The organism is Micromonospora inyonensis (assembly GCF_900091415.1).
GTDB classification, from domain to species: Bacteria; Actinomycetota; Actinomycetes; order Mycobacteriales; family Micromonosporaceae; genus Micromonospora; species Micromonospora inyonensis.
The window spans coordinates 390,658-407,400 of sequence record NZ_FMHU01000002.1 but is presented as its reverse complement, the minus strand read 5'-3'; the positions used below and the strand labels follow the sequence as shown (position 1 = coordinate 407,400).

The following is a 16,743-nucleotide window of genomic DNA, read 5'->3' as shown; positions in this document are numbered from 1 at the left end:
GACCGGGTGATGGTGGGCGGCGGGCCGTGGTGAGCGCCGTCGACCCGATCCCCGGTGCGCCGCCGGCCGCGCTCGCCGAACCGACCGTGCCGGTACGGCGCGGCTGGATCGCCCTGCTCGTCGCCGCCAACCTCGGCCTCTGGATGGCCTTCTTCACCCCACTCCAGGTGCTCCTGCCGCAGCAGGTCGAGCGGATCGCCCCGGACGCCAAGGAGACGATGCTCGCGGTGGTCACCGGGGCCGGGGCGCTCGCCGCCGTGCTGGCCAACCCGCTGGCCGGCGCGTTGTCGGACCGTACCGGTGGCCGGGTCGCCGGCCGGCGCCTCGGTCGCCGGCACCTGTGGACGGCCGGCGGCGCGCTGGTCGGCGCTCTCGCCCTGGTGCTGCTGGCCCAGCAGCGGACCATCCTCGGCGTGACGGTGGTCTGGGTCGCCGCCCAGGTCTGCTTCAACGCGATGCTGGCCAGCCTCACCACGGCCGTGCCGGACCGGGTTCCGGTCGCCCAGCGGGGCGCGGTCTCCGGTTGGGTCGGGATCCCCCAGCCGCTCGGACTGGTGCTCGGGGTGCTGCTGGTTACCACGCTGGTCACCGGCCACGCCGCCGGCTACCTCGCGGTCGCGGTGGCCGTGCTGGTGCTCGCCCTTCCCTTCGCCCTGTTCACCCCGGACGACCCGTTGCCCCGCGCGCACCGGCCCCCGCTGAGCCCCCGCGCGCTGCTGGCCGCCGTCAGCCCGCGCCGGCACCCCGACTTCGGCTGGGCCTGGATCACCCGGTTCCTGATCCAGCTCGGCAACGCGCTGGGCACCCTCTATCTGCTGTACTTCCTCACCGACGGGGTGCGCCACCCCGACCCGGACGGCGCGCTGCTCGTGCTGATCCTGCTCTACACGGCGGGACTCGCCACCACCACCGTGCTCGCCGGGTGGCTGTCGGACCGGACCGGCTGGCGGAGGGTCTTCGTGGTCGTCGCCGGGGTGGTGATCGCGGGAGCCGCGCTGCTGCTCGCCGCCGCGCCGGTCTGGTCGGCCGTGGTGGTCGCCGCGCTGCTGCTCGGCGCGGGCTACGGCGTCTACCTGTCGGTGGACGCCGCGCTGATCACCCAGGTCCTGCCGGCCGCCGCGGACCGCGCCCGGGACCTCGGCGTGATCAACATCGCCAACTCCGCACCCCAGGTGCTCGGTCCGGCGATCTCCGCCCCGATCGTGGTGCACCTCGGTGGCTACCCGGCGCTGTACGGGGCGACCGCGCTGGTGACCCTGCTCGGCAGCGTCCTGGTGCTGCGGATCCGTACGGTCCGCTGAGCAGCCGCCCGCCGCCGCTCCCCGCGCCGGTGCCACCGTCCCTCAGTGCCGGTCCGTGGCTGACGATCTGGCACGATCGAAGCCCATGCACCCCTTTGAGCACTTCCTCCTCGACGGATTCCAGCAGGTGGCTGCGGACACCTGGGCCAACGACGAGCGGATCATCATCCAGCCGGTCTTCTTCAACCTCGTTCCCGACCTGCCCGCCCCGCTGACGGACCTGCCCGCCCTCCAGCGTGGGCTGGCAGGGACGGCAGCAGGGCAGGGCGGTGCGCTGATCGAGGCCGACGTCATGTCGGTCGGCGGCCAGCCGGCGCTCCGCCAGATCATCAAGGTCAAACTGCCCCACCAGCCCCACGGTCAGGCCTTCCTGGGCAGCTACATCGTGCCGAAGGCGGCATGCAGCGCGGTGCTGCGGGTGCAGGCCGCCGAGAGCGGGCCGACCGGCCAGCGGGAAGCGTTGGTCATGAGCCAGGTCGGTCCTGCCGACTACTTCAGGCCCCACCCGTACGGACCCGACGGCGAGGGCGGCCTGCCGTCGCACGTCGCCGACGACCCGGCGTACGACGCGCAGTTCCCGCAGCATCCCCTGAGCCGGGTACGTCAGGTGATGGCCCAACTCGCCCAACAGGTCGAGCTGCATCCCGACTTCGCCGCGCTGCCGGCCTTCGCTCGCTGACACGGCGGCACGGGCGGTGGCGGCAGGTTGTGCGGTCGCGCCGCCGAGGTGGTAGCAGGGGCCCCCTGCACGACAAAAAGCGGTAACAAGGGGCCCCTCCTTCCACCAGGACGCAGCAGCCGTACGCTGGACGGCGTGACGGTACGTGTGCGATTCGCCCCCTCTCCGACCGGTATGTTCCACGTCGGCGGTGCCCGCTCCGCCCTCCAGAACTGGATCTATGCCAAGCAGCAGGGCGGGGTGTTCGTGCTTCGCGTCGAGGACACCGACGCGGCGCGGAACAGGCCGGAGTGGACCGAGGGCATCCTGTCGGCGCTGGACTGGATCGGCATCGCGCGCGGCTCCTACGAGGGGCCGTACTTCCAGTCGCAGAACGCCGGTGAGCACCGGGCCGCCGCCGGGCGCCTGCGCGAGTCCGGCCGGGCGTACTACTGCGACTGCACCCGGGAGGCGGTGCAGGCCCGCAGTGGCTCCCAGTACGCCGGCTACGACGGCTTCTGCCGGAACCGGGGCCTGGAGCCGGGCGAGGGACGGGCGCTGCGCTTCCGCACCCCGGACGAGGGCGTGACGAAGGTGGTCGACCTGATCCGGGGCGAGCCCACCTTCGAGAACAAGCTCATCGAGGACTTCGTCATCGCCCGGGGCGACGGCTCGCCGGTGTTCCTGCTGGCCAACGTGGTCGACGACATGACCATGGGGATCACCCACGTGATCCGGGCCGAGGAGCACCTGCCGAACACCCCCAAGCAGCAGTTGCTCTGGGAGGCGCTCGGCGTGCGGCCGCCGGTGTGGGCGCACGTGCCGGTGGTGGTGAACGAGAAGCGGCAGAAGCTCTCCAAGCGCCGCGACAAGGTCGCCCTGGAGGCGTACCGGGACGAGGGCTACCTCGCCGCCGCGATGCGCAACTACCTGATGTTGCTCGGCTGGGCGCCCTCCGGCGACCGGGAGATCGTCCCGTGGTCGGTGATCGAGGAGGAGTTCCGGCTGGAGGAGGTCAACCCCTCCCCCGCCTTCTTCGACGAGAAGAAGCTGCGTGCGTTCAACGGTGAGTACATCCGGGCGCTGCCGGTCGAGGAGTTCGTCGCCGCCTGCCAGCCGTGGCTCACCGGCACCGCGACGATCCCACCGCCGCCGTGGCAGCCGGCGGAGTTCGACGCGGACGCCTTCGCGGCGGTCGCCCCGCTGGCGCAGACGCGGATCGCGGTGCTCAGCGAGATCGTGCCGAATGTGGACTTCCTCTTCCTCGCCTCGCCGCTGGTCGACGAGGCGGCCTGGGCGAAGGCGATGAAGGAGGGCTCGGGCGCGCTGCTGGACGCCGCGACCGCCGCCTTCGAGGCGCTGGAGACCTGGGACGCGGAGTCGCTCAAGTCGACCCTGGAGGCGGTCGGCGCGGAGCGTGGGCTCAAGCTCGGCAAGGCCCAGGCCCCGGTCCGGGTCGCGGTGACCGGCCGCAGCGTCGGGCTGCCACTGTTCGAGTCGATGGAGGTGCTCGGCCGCGACCGCACCCTGGCCCGGTTGCGCGCCGCCCGGGTCCGGCTTCCCTGACCGTACGCGTCACGACAGCCGGCGGGCGGGCCCGCCCGTACGGCGGCTGTCGCCGTCGGTCCCCGATCCTGGTGGTTAATTACGGGTCATGCAGCGAGGCCGAGTTCGAGGCGTGAGAGGTGGCTGGTTCTTCGTCGGTCCAGTGGTGTTCCGTTCCAGAAGGCTTCGAGGCGGAGCAGGTTGAGGGCGCAGGCCATGAAGATGTGGTCGAGGCGGGTCTTGGGTAGTCCGCGGTAGCGGGCGCGGCGGGCGCCGTGGGAGATGGCTTGGTGGATGGTGCCTTCCACTCCGGCACGGCGGGCGTAGTCGGCTTGGAAGCCGAGGGTGTGTTCGGCGGCCCGGATGGTGGTCTGGGCCTCGGCCAGTTCCCGGGGTAGTAGGGACAGTTGTCGTCGTCTTCCGGTGGTGCATAGGGTCCGGGCGGGGCAGGGGCCGCAGTCGCTGGTAGCGAAGGTGGCCACGATGGCGGGCTTGCCGTACTGGGTGCACGGTGTCCAGGAGGTGGCCTTTCTGCCTTGTGGGCAGGTCACGGTGCGCGTGTCGTAGTCGATGGTGAAGTCGGCGCGGGCGTAGCCCTTGCCGGCGCGGGCCTGGGCGGAACAGTCGGCCAGCAACGGGCCGATCAGCGTGATGCCGTGCCGGGCGAGTTCGGAGACCACGAGCGCGGCGGACAGGTAGCCGGAGTCGAGGTAGTGCCGGCCGGGGGTGAGGCTCATATCGGCGAGGGCGTCGTGGATGGGTTCGGTCATCCGGTTGTCGGTCACGGTCGCGTCGGTGGTGGCTACATGCGTGATCAGGTTCGGCCGTAGCTGTGGGCAGGCGGCCTCGTGCCTGTCGCCGGTGCGCCCCGGTCGCCCTGCCGGGGTGTGCCCGCCGGGCTGTCGGCAGCCGCACGGCGCAGCGTCGTCGCAGGTCTCGGTGACGTGCAGTTTGTAGCCCAGCCAGAACTCTTCTCGTTTGACACCCCACCGGGCATCGGTGTCGTACGGGGAAGCGATGCGGATATGGCCGGGCGGGAGACCGTCGCCCTCAGGCGCTTTCTCCCGCCGGGTAATCACCTCCCGCCCGCGACTGGTGACCGTGCGGGTGTAGTGCTGCACCAGTACCTGGCGCAGCACGTCCACCGCCGGTATCTGGGCCAGCCAGGCCGGTGCGTGCTGGTCGTGGACCGCCTCCAGCAGCCGGTAGCCGTCGCGGGCGTAGACGATCGCCAGTGCGTCGCGTTTGGCCTGCGAGACCGGCGGCCGCCAACCGGTCATCGGGCTGCCATAACGATCGGCGAAATCCGGCACGCAGATCCGCCCGGCCAGCCACTGTGGATGCGCCGCGGCCAGGGCCTCCAAAGCCGCCCGGATGCTTTCCCCGACCAGTTCCAGACGGTTGAGCGCGGCCACCGCCGCGGCGACATGTGTGGAATCGGTGCGCTGCTTGCCGCCAGCGGAGAGCAGACCAGCCTCGGCCAGCCGGGTCAGCAACGCGTCCAGCACGAGGTGTTCCAGACCGGCGTCGGCCACCCTGGTGCGGAACTCGGCCAGCACCGTGTGGTCGAACCCTGGATCGTCCAACGGCAGACCGAGCAGATACTGCCAGTCCAGCCGGTTACGCGCCGCCTCGGCCGCTTGCCGGTCAGTGAGATTCTCCACCCGCTGCAACACCGTCACCAGCGCCAACCGCGACGGCGACCAACCCGGCCGGCCACGAACCCCGAACGCCGCGACGAAGTCCGCATCATGCAGCCATTCACCCAGCCGGTCACGGATCTGCACCGCCAACGGCCGGGCACGCCGACCCCGATACTTCGCCGCGATCGCCGCCGCGATCCGCCGGTCCGGCTCCGGCCACGGCGCGGGCTGCACAGACACCACAATCCCCATCCCGCAGCCGGGACGAAGGGAGAAACACCGGCAGCGAACCGACACCATCACCCACACTACGGCCCGGGGCCGTCACCCCGACCGGCGCGTCGCGAATTAACCACCAGGATCGTCCCCGGGGTCAAAACCCGGTGGGCCGTCGCGGCACGCGACCGCTCAGCCGGCCGACCGGGGACGGCGGCGGACCAGCAGCACGGCGACGAGCCCGGCGAGCACGGCGACGGCGCCGACTCCCCAGGGCCAGGCGGGCGTGCCGTCGTCGTCACCGGGGTCGGTGTCGGCGGCCGGCGCGGCCGAGGCACCGGCGGTCGACGGGGTGGGGTCCACCGGGACCGGCGTGGGTGGCGGGGGTGGCCCGGTGACCGCCGTGGGGGACGGTGACGGGTCGGCCGGGGTGCCCGTGGTCAGCGTGAACCGGATCTCGCCACTGACCGGGTGGCCGTCCGCCGAGCTGACCCGGTAGTCGACGATGTAGAGCCCGGCCGCGCCCGGCACGAAGGTCACGCGCACCCGGGAGCCGTTCACCGTCGGGGCACCCCGGGACGCCGGCACGTTGTCCGGTCCGGTTACTGTGATCTTCGTCCTGTTCGGATCGAGTCGAGCGAGGAAACGCAGCTCGATCCGGGTCGGAGCCTGCGCCAACCGTGCACCGTCAGCAGGGCTGCTGCCGGTCAGCGAGTTGTGCGCGGCGGCCGGTGCCGCCGACCACAACGACACCACCAGCGCCACGCCGATCGTGACCAGCCAACCCGCCAGCCGTAGGACCCTGCCCCCCATGCATCCCTCCGTAAAGGTACGATCCGCCCACCGATCACACGTCCTGTCGTTAGTCGGGCTGAGATCGCACATAGTTCAAAATACTGTTCTGGAAGCTGCAACCGATCGACGGCCGGCGGAGTCTGAGAGATGTACTCCCGGCCCTGCCCGGCGTGCTCGTGCCATCCCCAGTCAGCGCGTGACCTGCAGCAAGGCCATCCATCGAAGCGGGGCGAGGAGGCGGCAGTGGTCCGGAGGGTGAGGCGGCTACTCGTCGCGGCGGTCGGGGCGGTCCTGGTGGCGATGATGCCGGTCGAAGCGGCGCACGCCGCGCCCAAGCCCGCGCCGCCCGGGGTGGACATCACCGGCGAAGGGCTGGCCGAACCGCTGCGGTTGCGGGCCGACGTCGACCCGGCCCACGTGACGGCGGTGATCGACCAGGTCAACTGGTTCGCCGCCGACGGCGCGCCCTCGGGTCCCAAGGCCGCCGACCTCGGCCCGAAGTACACGGTCGTGGTGCTGGCCGGCGACCAGCCACGGCAGACCTTCGACCTCTACCCGCTCGCCAGGGGCGGTCCGCGGGCCTACCGTCCGGCCAAGCAGCCCAACGCGGTCAAGGCCCACGCGGGCTGGTTCCTCGGCCGGCTCAACATGTCGGAGACCCTGCGGACGGCCGGCGTCCCCCTGCCCCGGCAGATCGAGACGGTCAGCGGCGGGGTCGGCGGTGGCGAGCGGATGCTCCCGGAGGAGTCCCTCGACCCGGGCCGGGACATCGACCAGGCGCTCGGCGAGTTGCAGCGCCTGCTGCTGCTGAACGCGGGCGTGGTGATCGTCATCACGATCGGGCTGGCCGGCATCGCGCTGCTGATCCGGCGCCGCACCCGCTGACCACCGACGTCCCGTCCCGACGCCGGGTGTTCCCACCGGGGGCGCCCGGTGTCGTGTCGTGACCGGCCGTGTCGCCCCGATCGGCGGTCGCGGGCGGTCGTGGCGGCTGGTCAGCACCAGCGTCGCGGCGGACGCTCCCGTCGGGTGGCGCGCTGGCTCGGCCGGACCGGCCCGTGCCGGTGGGCACCGGCCCAGCCCGGCAGGTCGCTGCGGCAGGACGCCTGGGGCACCGGTTCCGGGTCGACACAGTCAGCGACCCGCTGGCGGGGCACCGGGGGATCCTCCTCGGCGGGCCGGACGACCGGCTCGGCCAGCTGCGGCGTACCCACCGGAGACCGGCGGTGGACGTGGTGCTTGCCGGGCGACTGCTGGTCGTGGTGACCCGACCGGCAGGGGTCGCCCTGGGCGCAGCCGTGCTCGGCCTCCCCGTGCGGCATCTCCGGTCTCCTCACGCTCGCCCCCGGCCCTGTTCCACCCCGTCGCCCGCTCACGCCCGGCGACGGATCGCACGATCACGTCCGTGGAATTTCCACGCGCCGTGCCGTGCCCTGTCACCGTACTGGCCGGACGCGTCCAGCGGTACGTCGCATGCGCAATGTCCATCGACGCGTGATCGGGTGGGGATCCTCTCCCCGCAGGGGCGGACCGCAGGTCGACCGGGGCGACGAACGGCCCCCGCGCAGGGCCCTTCAGGACCGCCCGGGCGGGGCGGTCAACCCGCCCGGGCGGGAGCCCGCTCCCGGACGGCGTACGCGACGAGCGGCACGACGACCAGCGCCAGCAGCCAGCCACCGAGGACGTCCGTGGGCCAGTGTGCCAGCAGCGCCACCCGGGTCAGGCCGACGAACACCGCGAAGGCCGTGGCCGCCGTCACCACCACGAGCCGCCCGGTGCGGGCCAGCCGGGGCCAGGCGAGCAGCACGACGACCAGGGCGGCGGCAGCGGCGTTGCTGGTGTGCCCGCTCGGGAACCCGTTGCTGGTGACGGTGACGAAGCCGTCCAGCGGACGTGGACGGTGCAGCAGCCAGTGGGCCAGTCCCCAGAGCACGGGCACGGTCCCGGTGACCGTGGCGCAGAACACGGCCGCCGCGCGGCGGCCCCGGGCGAGCAGGGTGAGGGCGGCGAGCCCGCCGGCGGCCAGGAACGGGATGGTGGCGGCCACGTCGGTGAGGATCCGCAGGGCCGAGACCAGCCCGGGGCGGTGGTCGCCGTACCCCCGGAAGGTCTCGCTGAGCGCGCGGTCGGCGCGGTGAAGCGGCACCCAGTCGGTGAGGACCGGAACCGCCAGCACGAGCAGGGCGGTGAGGGCGAGCAGCGGCAGGAACAGCGGCGGGCGCGCGATCATCGTCAATGATGGCACGTCGCCGGGACTCGGAGGCCGGGGCCGGCGGGGCGCGTGTCAGGCTAGGGCGGTGGGAACCGAGCCGGGGGGTACGCAACTGCCCGCCACGCTGCGCCGGATCGAACGCGCGGCGGGAGCCCTGGCCACGGCGAGCGTGGCCCGGATGGACGAGACCGTGCCCTGGTTCCGGGCGCTTCCGGCCGACCAGCGGTCCTGGGTGATGCTGGTCGCCCAGGCCGGCGTCCGCTCACTGGTGCAGTGGCTGCGCGACGGTGGCGGTCGGGCGGACAGCACCCAGGAGGTCTCCGACGAGGTCTTCGCCATCGCCCCGCAGGCCCTCGCCCGGTCGATCAGCCTCCAGCAGACCGTCACGTTGATCAAGGTGACCATCGACGTGGTGGAGGAGCAGGTCCCCCACCTGGCCGCCGACGGCGAGGAGCAGCAGTTGCGCGAGGTCGTACTGCGGTTCTCCCGGGAGATCGCCTTTGCCGCCGCGCGGGCGTACGCACGCGCCGCCGAGGTGCGGGGCTCCTGGGACGCCCGGCTCCAGGCCCTGCTGGTGGACGCGCTGCTGCGCGGGGACTCCTCGGACGTGCTGGCCAGTCGGGCCGCCGCGCTGGGCTGGGCGGACGCGCCCCCGGTGGCGGTGGCGGTGGGCCGTTCCCCCGGTGGGGAGGTGGCCGCCGTGCTGCACACCGTCTACCGGCTGGCCCGGCGGATCCGGGTCGGGGTGATCGGCGGGGTGCACGGCGACCGGCTGGTGGTGGTGCTCGGCGGCGCGGCCGACCCGCTGGCCGCCACCGAGAAGCTGCTGCCGGCGTTCGGCGACGGGCCCGTGGTGGTCGGTCCCGCCGTGCCGAGCCTGGACGAGGCGACCGAGTCCGCGCGCTCGGCGCTGGCCGGATACCGGGCGGCTCCGGCCTGGCCGGCGGCGCCGCGCCCGGTGGAGGCCGCCGCCCTGCTGCCCGAGCGGGCGCTGGCCGGGGACGCCGAGGCCCGCCGCCGGTTGCGTCAGGACTACTACGCCACCCTGGTACGTGCCGCGGGCGAACTGCTGGAGACCCTGGACGCGTTCTTCGCCTCGGGCGGGGTGCTGGAGAGCACGGCACGCGCTCTCTTCGTGCACCCGAACACGGTGCGGTACCGGTTGCGCCGGATCGCCGAGGTGACCGGTTTGTCCCCATTGGTGCCCCGGGACGCCTTCGCCCTCCAGGTGGCGCTGACCGTGGGCCGGTTGGACCCGGTCACGCCGGTACTCCCCGGGCCGCCGGGAAGCGAGCGCGGCAAGGACCGCTGAGCCCGGACCGGACGACACCGAACCAGGGGTTTTTGTAGGATCCCTCCAAAGGTTCTAGTGCGGTTTGGTGCCTGCCGACACCACACGGTCGCCAAGATTCAGACAGAGTCATAGACGTGCTCGCCGTACTCTCTCCTGGCCAGGGTTCGCAGAAGCCCGGCTTCCTGACCCCGTGGCTCGACCTCAGCGGCACCGAGGCCCGGCTGCGGTGGTGGTCGGCGCTGTCCGGTGTCGACCTGGTCCACCTCGGCACCGCCGCCGACGCCGACGAGATCAAGGACACCGCCCGCACCCAGCCGCTGCTCGTCGCGGCGTCGCTGCTCGCCGCCGAGCACCTGCCGATGCACGACGTCGGCCTCACCGCCGGCCACAGCGTCGGCGAACTGGCCGCGGCCGCGCTGGCCGGGGTGCTCCCCGCCGAGGCGGCGATCGCCCTGGCGGGCGTCCGTGGCCGGGAGATGGCGGCGGCGTGCGCGCTGGAGTCGACCGGCATGGCGGCCGTGCTCGGCGGAAACGTCGACGAGGTGCTCGCCGTCATCGAGAAGCACGGGCTGCACCCGGCCAACCGCAACGCCACCGGTCAGGTGGTGGCCGCCGGTGCCACCGAGGGCCTCGACAAGCTCGCCGCCGAACCACCGTCCGGCGCGCGGATCATGCGGCTGAAGGTGGCCGGGGCGTTCCACACGCCGTACATGGCTCCGGCCGAGGCCGCGCTCGCCGCCGTCGCCGCCGGTATCACCACCCGGGCCCCGGCCCGGATCCTGCTGTCCAACCTCGACGGCACCGCCGTGGCACACGGCCCGGAGATGGTGCAGCGCCTCGTCCGTCAGGTCACCGCCCCCGTCCGGTGGGACCTCTGCATGGCGACCCTGGTCGACCTCGGGGTGACCGGGGTGATCGAGCTTCCCCCGGCCGGCACCCTGAACAACGTCATCAAGCGGGAGTTCAAGGGCTCCGACGCACTGCCGGAACTCGTCACCCTGAACACCCCGGACGACCTGCCGGCCGCCCGCGACCTGATCGCACGGCACGGCAGTGCACCCCGCCGCGAGCCGACCAGCCGGCTCCGCGTGGTGGTCGCGCCGGTGGCCGGCACCTTCGCGCCGGCCGGGGGTCTCGCCGAGGGCGGGACCGTCGAGCCCGGCCAGGTCATCGGGCACGTCTCGACCCGGCAGGGGCCGGTCGACGTGACCGCGCACGACGGCGGGCTGCTCACCGAGTGGCTCGCCCACCACGACGACCCGGTCGCCCCGGGCCAGCCGCTCGTCCGTATCGGAGGACACCAACCGTGAGCGGAAGCCGGATCCTTTCCCTCGGCCACTACCAGCCCTCGCGGGTGGTGACCAACGACGAGATCGCCCAGCTCGTGGAGACCAACGACGAGTGGATCCGGGACCGGGTGGGCATCGCCAGCCGGCGGATCGCCGACGGTGAGACGGTGGCCGACATGGCCTCCGCCGCCGCGGACAAGGCGCTGGCCAACTCCGGGCTGACCGCCGCCGACATCGACCTCGTGGTCGTGGCCACCTGCACGTCGGTCGACCGCAGCCCGAACGTCGCCTGCCGCGTCGCCGCCCGGCTGGGCATCCACGCGCCGGGCGCGTTCGACCTGAACACCGCCTGTTCGGGCTTCGCGTACGCGCTGGGCACCGTCGACCACGCCATCCGGGCCGGCGCGTCGCGCAACGCGCTGGTCATCGGCGCGGAGAAGCTCTCCGACTTCGTCGACTGGACGGACCGCTCGACCTGCATCATCTTCGCCGACGGGGCGGGTGCGGCGGTGGTCACCGCCACCGCCGAGGGCGAGCCGGCCGGGGTCGGCCCGGTGGTGTGGGGTTCGGTCCCGGAGAAGGGCGACGCGGTCCGGATCGAGGGCTGGCGGCCGTACGTCCAGCAGGAGGGGCAGGCGGTCTTCCGCTGGGCCACCACCGAACTGGCCCCGCTGGCCCTTCAGGCCTGCGAGCGGGCCGGCGTACGCCCGGAGGAGTTGGCCGCGTTCGTGCCGCACCAGGCCAACGCCCGGATCATCGACGGCATCGCCCGACGGCTGGGCATCACGGACGCCGTCATCGCCAAGGACATCGTCGAGTCCGGCAACACCTCGGCGGCGAGCGTGCCGCTGGCCCTGTCCAAGCTGGTCGAACGGCGGGAGGTGCCCTCGGGCGCCCCGGTGTTGCTGTTCGGCTTCGGCGGTGGGCTGACCTACGCCGGTCAGGTCGTCCGCTGCCCCTGATGTCCGGCGCGGCCCCACCGCGTCGCCCTGATGTCCGGCGCGGTCCCACCGCGTCGTTCCCACCCGGCCTTACCACCGCCGGGTGCGTGCGTACAACCCACATGGAGAGGAAACACAACCAATGACCCGTGACGAGATCACCACCGGCCTCGCCGAGATCCTCGAAGAGGTGGCCGGGGTGAACCCGGACGAGGTGGCCGAGGGGAAGTCGTTCACCGACGACCTCGACGTCGACTCGCTCTCCATGGTCGAGGTCGTGGTGGCGGCAGAGGAGAAGTTCGGCGTCAAGATTCCCGACAACGAGGTGCAGAACCTCAAGACCGTCGGCGACGCCGTCAGCTACATCGAGGCGCAGTCCTGACATGAGTCGCACCGACGTCGTCGTCACCGGGCTCGGCGCGACGACCCCGTTGGGCGGGGACGTCACGTCGACCTGGGACGCCATGCTCGCCGGCCGCTCCGGGGTGAGTGCGCTCACCCAGGAGTGGGCCGGACAGATGCCGGTCCGGATCGCCGCGCAGCTCGCGGTCGACCCGGCCGGACTGCTGGACCGGGTGAAGCTTCGCCGGCTCGACCGGTCCGAGGCGATCGCCCTGATCGCCGCGCACCAGGCCTGGGCGGACGCCGGCCTGGCCGACTCCGGGCTCGACCCGGAGCGGCTGGGGGTGAGCGTCGGCTCGGGGATCGGTGGCGCGGTGACGCTGCTCAACCAGGACGACATCCTCGAGAAGTCCGGCCCTCGCCGGGTTTCCCCGCACACCGTGCCGATGCTGATGCCGAACGGTCCCGCCGCGTGGGTGGGGCTGGAGCTGGGTGCGCAGGCCGGCGTCCACGCGGTCGCCAGCGCCTGCGCCACCGGCGCGGAGGCGATCGCACTCGGCCTGGACATGATCCGCGCCGGCCGGGCCGACGTGGTGGTGGCCGGCGGCACCGAGGCGGTCATCCACCCGCTGCCGATGGCCGGTTTCGCCTCGATGCGGGCCATGTCCACCCGCAACGACGATCCGGAACGCGCCTCCCGGCCGTGGGACAAGGGCCGCGACGGCTTCGTCCTCGGCGAGGGCGCGGGCATCGTCGTCCTGGAGCGCGCCGACCACGCCGCCGCGCGCGGCGCGCGGGTCTACGCCCGGCTCGCCGGTGCCGGTATCACCTCCGACGGGTACGACATCGTGCAGCCCCACCCGGAGGGCGCGGGCGCCATCCGGGCCATCGGCAAGGCGATCGTCGACGCCGACGTGGACCGGCAGGACATCGTGCACGTCAACGCGCACGCCACCTCCACCCCGGTCGGCGACATGGCCGAGGTGGTGGCGCTGCACAAGGCGCTCGGTGACCACCCGGTGCTGACCGCGACCAAGTCGATGACCGGGCACCTGCTCGGCGCGGCCGGCGCGCTGGAGTCGATCGCCACGATCCTCACGATCCGCGACGGTGTCATCCCGCCGACCGTCAACCTGGACGACCCGGACGACGGCCTCGACCTGGAGGTGGTCGCCAACAAGGCGCGCCACATGGACGTCCCCGCCGCGCTGAACAACTCGTTCGGCTTCGGCGGGCACAACGTGGCGCTCGTCTTCACGCGGGTCTGAGGTCACGGCGTCCACGGGGACACCCTGCGGTGACGGGTCACCGCCCGACGGATTCCGGGCCCCACTGTCGGCCGCGACAGCGGGGCCTTTCCGCACGGTCCGGCCGGTCAGCGCATGACGAGGCCGCCGTCGATCACCACGGACTGGCCGGTCATGTAGTCCGAGTCGGGACCGGCCAGGTAGGAGACGAAGGCGGCGACGTCCTCCGGGGTCTCGACCCGGCCGAGCGGGATCCCGCCCGCGTACTTCTTGAGCGCCTCGCCCTGCTCCAGGCCGAGGTAGCCGCTGAGCTTCTGGTCGATGGCCTCCCACATGTCCGTGCCGACGATCCCGGGGCAGTAGGAGTTGACCGTGATCCCGAACTGCGCCAGCTCCTTCGCCGCGGCCTGGGTGATCCCGATCACCGCGAACTTCGTCGCCGAGTACGCGCCGAGGTAGTCGAACGCGGAGTGCCCCGCGATCGAGGCGGCATTGATGATCTTTCCGCCACTGCCCTGCTTCTGCATCTGCGCCACGGCGGCCTGCATGCAGTAGAGGACGCCGAAGACGTTCAGGCGGAAGAGCGGCTCCAGGTCCTGGGAGGTCACCTCGGTCAGCGGCTTGATCTGCGCCATGCCGGCGTTGGAGACCATGACGTCGACGCGACCGAGGTCGTCAGCCACCTTCGCCATCATGCCGAAGACGGTGTCCCGGTCGCTGACGTCGGCCGGCACCGCGACGGCCCGTCGGCCTCGTGCCCGGATCTCCTCGGCTACCGCCTCGGCCCCCTCGGCCCGAACGTCGTTCACGGCCACGTCGGCACCGTCGTCCGCCAGCCGCAGGGCGATCGCCCGACCGATCCCCCGACCCGCTCCCGTAACGACCGCAACTTTGCCCTGAATGCCCATAATCGCCCCCTTTGTGCCTTGGAGCGTAAACGTCAGCGGGTAGCCGGTGGGCGTTTTCTCCTGAAGGAGGCGCCTGCCCGCCGCAGCGCGGCCGTGGCCGCCCCTTCTGGCCCCAGCCGAACCGTTCTGCCGCTTCCTGCGCTCGGTCCGCCGTCCGCCCCTGCCCCGCTGGTAGGAAGGGCACCTTGCAGTGCAGAAATCGCCTGCAGGGGGCCCCTGCTACCGAAGCAGCCCGGGCAGGCAGGGCGCCGGGGCGGGGATGGTGCCGGGGCGGGCGCGGTTAGGGTGAGTGCGCCCGTTCTGCGAGGAGTACGTGTGGAAGCGACCGAGATCCGCAAGCTCGCCGCGCTCGAGGACACCCACTGGTGGTACCGCGAGCGTCGGGCGCTGCTGGCTCGGGCGCTGCGCCGGCTGTCCACCTCGGGTCAGCGCCCCGGCCGCGCGTTGGACATCGGCGCGGCCGGCGGCGGCAACACCCGCGTGCTGCGGGCGTACGGCTGGCGACCGGTCGCGCTGGAATACAGCGCGGAGGGCGCCGGGGTGGCCCGGGAGCGGGGACTGGACGTGATCCGGGCCGACGCCCGGCACCTGCCGGTCGGCTCCGCCAATTTGGACCTGGTGGTCGCCTTCGACATCCTCGAACACGTCGACGCCGACCATCTCGCCGCCGCCGAGATCCGCCGGACGCTGCGGCCGGGCGGGACCGCGCTGATCGCCGTACCGTGCGACATGCGGCTCTGGTCGGCGCACGACGTGGCGGTCGGGCACGTCCGCCGCTACGACCGGGAGTCGCTGCGGGCGACGGTGGAGAAGGCCGGCCTGGTCGTCGACGAGCTGTGGAGCTGGAACGTGCTGCTGCGGCCGGTCGCCGCGTGGCGGCGGCGCACCTCGACCGGCAGCGACCTGGACGACCTGCCCGCCGTCGTCAACCTCGGGCTCCGGGCGATCATCACCGCCGAACGGTACCTGCCGGTGAAAGGGCTGCCCGGGGTGTCGCTGGTGCTGCGCGCCCACCGTCCCACCGACGACTGAGAGCTTGAGTCTCCAGTGGCTGGAGGGTGCACGCTGTGGTCGTGGACGACCGTACCGAGCTGTTCACCATCGGGCAGCTCGCCGACCGCACCGGTCTGACCGTACGCACCATCCGGTTCTGGTCGGACGAGGGACTGCTGCCGCCGACCACCCGGTCCGGCGGCGGCTACCGGCTCTACGACGCCGCCGCCGTGGCCCGTCTGGACCTGCTGCGGACGCTGCGGGACCTCGGCATCGGCCTGGACGACGTCCGGCGGATCCTCGGCCGGCAGGCCGGCGTGCCGGAGGTGGCGCGGGCGCACGTCCGGGCGTTGGACGCCGAGATCCGGACGCTGCGGCTGCGTCGGGCGGTGCTGCGGTCGGTCGTCCGTCGCGGAAGCACGACCGAGGAGTTGAGACTCATGCACGACCTGGCCCGACTCTCCGCCCGGGAACGGCAACAGATCATCGACGACTTCGTGACGGAGGTGTTCGCCGGCATCGACGCCGACTCCCGTGCCGGCGGCATCGCCACGGCGATGCGGGGAGCCGTCCCGGCCGACCTGCCGGACGACCCCACCGACGAGGAGGTGGACGCCTGGGTGGAGCTGGCCGAACTGGTGCGCGACCCGGCGTTCCGTCGCCGGGCCCGGGAGATGGCGGTGGCCGGGGCCGCCGGTGGGGACACCCCGCCGGAGCCGATGCCCGACGTGACCCCGGCCCGGGAGGCGCTCGCCGCCGGCATCGCCCCGGACTCCCCCGCCGCCCGGGAGGTCGTCGACCGCATCGTCGACCCGGCCCTCTCCACCGGGGAGCGGGTCGCGCTGGCCGACCGGATGTCCACCTTCACGGACCGACGGGTGGAGCGGTACTGGGAGCTGGTCGGGGTGCTCCACCGACGGCCACCGTTCCCGCCGATGGTGCCGGTGTTCGAGTGGCTGATCGAGGCGCTGCGCGCCGCCCGCTGACCGCCGCCGTCCTCCCGGTGCCGGCGTCCCCCTTTGCACACGCCGGCGTCGGGGGGGGCGGTCAACGGGACGCGGGCACCGCCTCCCGGGCGAGGATCACCGCACCGTGCAGGGCGGCAGCGTCGGCGAACCGGGAGAGCACCACCTCCGGCCGGTAGGGCAGCACCGCACCAAGTCGCTCGGTCAACAGGCCCCGGATCAGGCCGCTGCCGGCCACCCCGCCGACCAGCACCACCCGTTGAGGGTCGAGCAGCCGGCAGCAGGTGGCCAGGTGGCGGGCGAACTCGTCGACCCGGGCGGTGAGCGCGTCCCGGGCCGGGCCGGGACGCGCGGCGGCGGCGGACAGCCCGGCCGCGCCACCCGGCACCCCCTG

General features: G+C 73.0%; 17 protein-coding genes. 11 read left to right on the top strand and 6 right to left on the bottom strand.

Annotated features, from left to right (window positions below):
• Positions 1-29: 29 nt before the first annotated feature.
• The 3 genes from GA0074694_RS16910 (at position 30) to gltX (ending at position 3,525) form a co-directional block, all read left to right on the top strand.
• A complete protein-coding gene (locus tag GA0074694_RS16910; RefSeq protein WP_091463326.1) occupies positions 30-1,301 on the top strand; it encodes an MFS transporter in 1,272 nt (423 codons plus the stop codon).
• A gap of 85 nt (positions 1,302-1,386) precedes the next feature.
• Complete coding sequence (locus tag GA0074694_RS16905; protein ID WP_091459607.1) at positions 1,387-1,980, top strand: hypothetical protein; 594 nt, start codon at positions 1,387-1,389, stop codon at positions 1,978-1,980.
• 135 nt (positions 1,981-2,115) lie between these two features.
• Entirely contained in the window at positions 2,116-3,525 is a 1,410-nt protein-coding gene (gltX, locus tag GA0074694_RS16900; RefSeq protein ID WP_091459606.1) for a glutamate--tRNA ligase, read from the top strand.
• An 86-nt stretch (positions 3,526-3,611) separates the two neighbouring features.
• Here the strand turns inward: gltX and GA0074694_RS16895 are convergent, their stop codons facing one another.
• Complete coding sequence (locus tag GA0074694_RS16895; RefSeq protein ID WP_176737983.1) at positions 3,612-5,387, bottom strand: transposase; 1,776 nt, start codon at positions 5,385-5,387, stop codon at positions 3,612-3,614.
• Between the two features lie 168 nt (positions 5,388-5,555).
• Positions 5,556-6,176, bottom strand: coding sequence for a copper resistance CopC family protein (locus GA0074694_RS16890; RefSeq protein ID WP_091459604.1), 621 nt, complete (start codon positions 6,174-6,176; stop codon positions 5,556-5,558).
• A 282-nt stretch (positions 6,177-6,458) separates the two neighbouring features.
• Here GA0074694_RS16890 and GA0074694_RS16885 point away from each other — a divergent pair, with 282 nt between their 5' ends.
• The gene (locus GA0074694_RS16885) at positions 6,459-7,043 is read left to right on the top strand and encodes a hypothetical protein (protein WP_245715000.1); all 585 of its coding nucleotides are present in this window, start codon (positions 6,459-6,461) and stop codon (positions 7,041-7,043) included.
• 110 nt (positions 7,044-7,153) lie between these two features.
• On the opposite strand, the gene GA0074694_RS16880 is transcribed toward GA0074694_RS16885, so the two are convergent.
• Together GA0074694_RS16880 and GA0074694_RS16875 are read right to left on the bottom strand one after the other, a co-directional pair.
• Positions 7,154-7,480, bottom strand: coding sequence for a hypothetical protein (locus GA0074694_RS16880; protein WP_091459602.1), 327 nt, complete (start codon positions 7,478-7,480; stop codon positions 7,154-7,156).
• A 275-nt stretch (positions 7,481-7,755) separates the two neighbouring features.
• Complete coding sequence (locus GA0074694_RS16875; RefSeq protein ID WP_091459601.1) at positions 7,756-8,388, bottom strand: phosphatase PAP2 family protein; 633 nt, start codon at positions 8,386-8,388, stop codon at positions 7,756-7,758.
• On the opposite strand from GA0074694_RS16875, the gene GA0074694_RS16870 reads away from it, so the two are divergent.
• From GA0074694_RS16870 to fabF, 5 genes are all read left to right on the top strand, one after another.
• Complete coding sequence (locus tag GA0074694_RS16870) at positions 8,345-9,682, top strand: PucR family transcriptional regulator (RefSeq protein WP_091459600.1); 1,338 nt, start codon at positions 8,345-8,347, stop codon at positions 9,680-9,682. The two genes, GA0074694_RS16875 and GA0074694_RS16870, sit on opposite strands and share 44 nt — an antisense overlap.
• Positions 9,683-9,798: 116 nt before the next feature.
• Positions 9,799-10,974, top strand: a complete 1,176-nt coding sequence (locus GA0074694_RS16865) for an acyltransferase domain-containing protein (RefSeq protein ID WP_091459599.1) — start codon at positions 9,799-9,801, stop codon at positions 10,972-10,974.
• On the top strand, positions 10,971-11,915 hold the full coding sequence (locus GA0074694_RS16860; protein WP_091459598.1) for a beta-ketoacyl-ACP synthase III: 945 nt from the start codon (positions 10,971-10,973) through the stop codon (positions 11,913-11,915). The genes GA0074694_RS16865 and GA0074694_RS16860 overlap by 4 nt, the downstream gene beginning before the upstream one ends.
• Before the next feature lie 121 nt (positions 11,916-12,036).
• Entirely contained in the window at positions 12,037-12,276 is a 240-nt protein-coding gene (locus GA0074694_RS16855; RefSeq protein WP_091459597.1) for an acyl carrier protein, read from the top strand.
• Position 12,277: 1 nt separating this feature from the next.
• The gene (fabF, locus tag GA0074694_RS16850) at positions 12,278-13,504 is read left to right on the top strand and encodes a beta-ketoacyl-ACP synthase II (protein ID WP_091459596.1); all 1,227 of its coding nucleotides are present in this window, start codon (positions 12,278-12,280) and stop codon (positions 13,502-13,504) included.
• 107 nt (positions 13,505-13,611) lie between these two features.
• Here fabF and GA0074694_RS16845 read toward each other — a convergent pair whose 3' ends face one another.
• Positions 13,612-14,391, bottom strand: a complete 780-nt coding sequence (locus GA0074694_RS16845) for an acetoin reductase (RefSeq protein ID WP_091459595.1) — start codon at positions 14,389-14,391, stop codon at positions 13,612-13,614.
• 315 nt (positions 14,392-14,706) lie between these two features.
• Here GA0074694_RS16845 and GA0074694_RS16840 point away from each other — a divergent pair, with 315 nt between their 5' ends.
• Entirely contained in the window at positions 14,707-15,423 is a 717-nt protein-coding gene (locus GA0074694_RS16840) for a class I SAM-dependent methyltransferase (RefSeq protein ID WP_091459594.1), read from the top strand.
• A 41-nt stretch (positions 15,424-15,464) separates the two neighbouring features.
• Complete coding sequence (locus GA0074694_RS16835; RefSeq protein ID WP_091463325.1) at positions 15,465-16,370, top strand: helix-turn-helix domain-containing protein; 906 nt, start codon at positions 15,465-15,467, stop codon at positions 16,368-16,370.
• A 61-nt stretch (positions 16,371-16,431) separates the two neighbouring features.
• Here GA0074694_RS16835 and GA0074694_RS16830 read toward each other — a convergent pair whose 3' ends face one another.
• Positions 16,432-16,737 (bottom strand): ROK family protein, encoded by a 306-nt coding sequence (locus GA0074694_RS16830; RefSeq protein WP_091459593.1) that lies wholly within the window; start codon positions 16,735-16,737, stop codon positions 16,432-16,434.
• Positions 16,738-16,743: the final 6 nt, after the last annotated feature.

Bases quoted from the DNA above. Each gene is read 5' to 3' on its own strand.
- GA0074694_RS16890 (WP_091459604.1), bottom strand. From the start codon at position 6,176: ATGGGGGGCAGGGTCCTACGGCTGGCGGGTTGGCTGGTCACGATCGGC.
- GA0074694_RS16845 (WP_091459595.1), bottom strand. From the start codon at position 14,391: ATGGGCATTCAGGGCAAAGTTGCGGTCGTTACGGGAGCGGGTCGGGGG.
- GA0074694_RS16905 (WP_091459607.1), top strand. From the start codon at position 1,387: ATGCACCCCTTTGAGCACTTCCTCCTCGACGGATTCCAGCAGGTGGCT.
- GA0074694_RS16855 (WP_091459597.1), top strand. From the start codon at position 12,037: ATGACCCGTGACGAGATCACCACCGGCCTCGCCGAGATCCTCGAAGAG.
- fabF (WP_091459596.1), top strand. From the start codon at position 12,278: ATGAGTCGCACCGACGTCGTCGTCACCGGGCTCGGCGCGACGACCCCG.
- GA0074694_RS16880 (WP_091459602.1), bottom strand. From the start codon at position 7,480: ATGCCGCACGGGGAGGCCGAGCACGGCTGCGCCCAGGGCGACCCCTGC.
- GA0074694_RS16875 (WP_091459601.1), bottom strand. From the start codon at position 8,388: ATGATCGCGCGCCCGCCGCTGTTCCTGCCGCTGCTCGCCCTCACCGCC.
- GA0074694_RS16885 (WP_245715000.1), top strand. From the start codon at position 6,459: ATGATGCCGGTCGAAGCGGCGCACGCCGCGCCCAAGCCCGCGCCGCCC.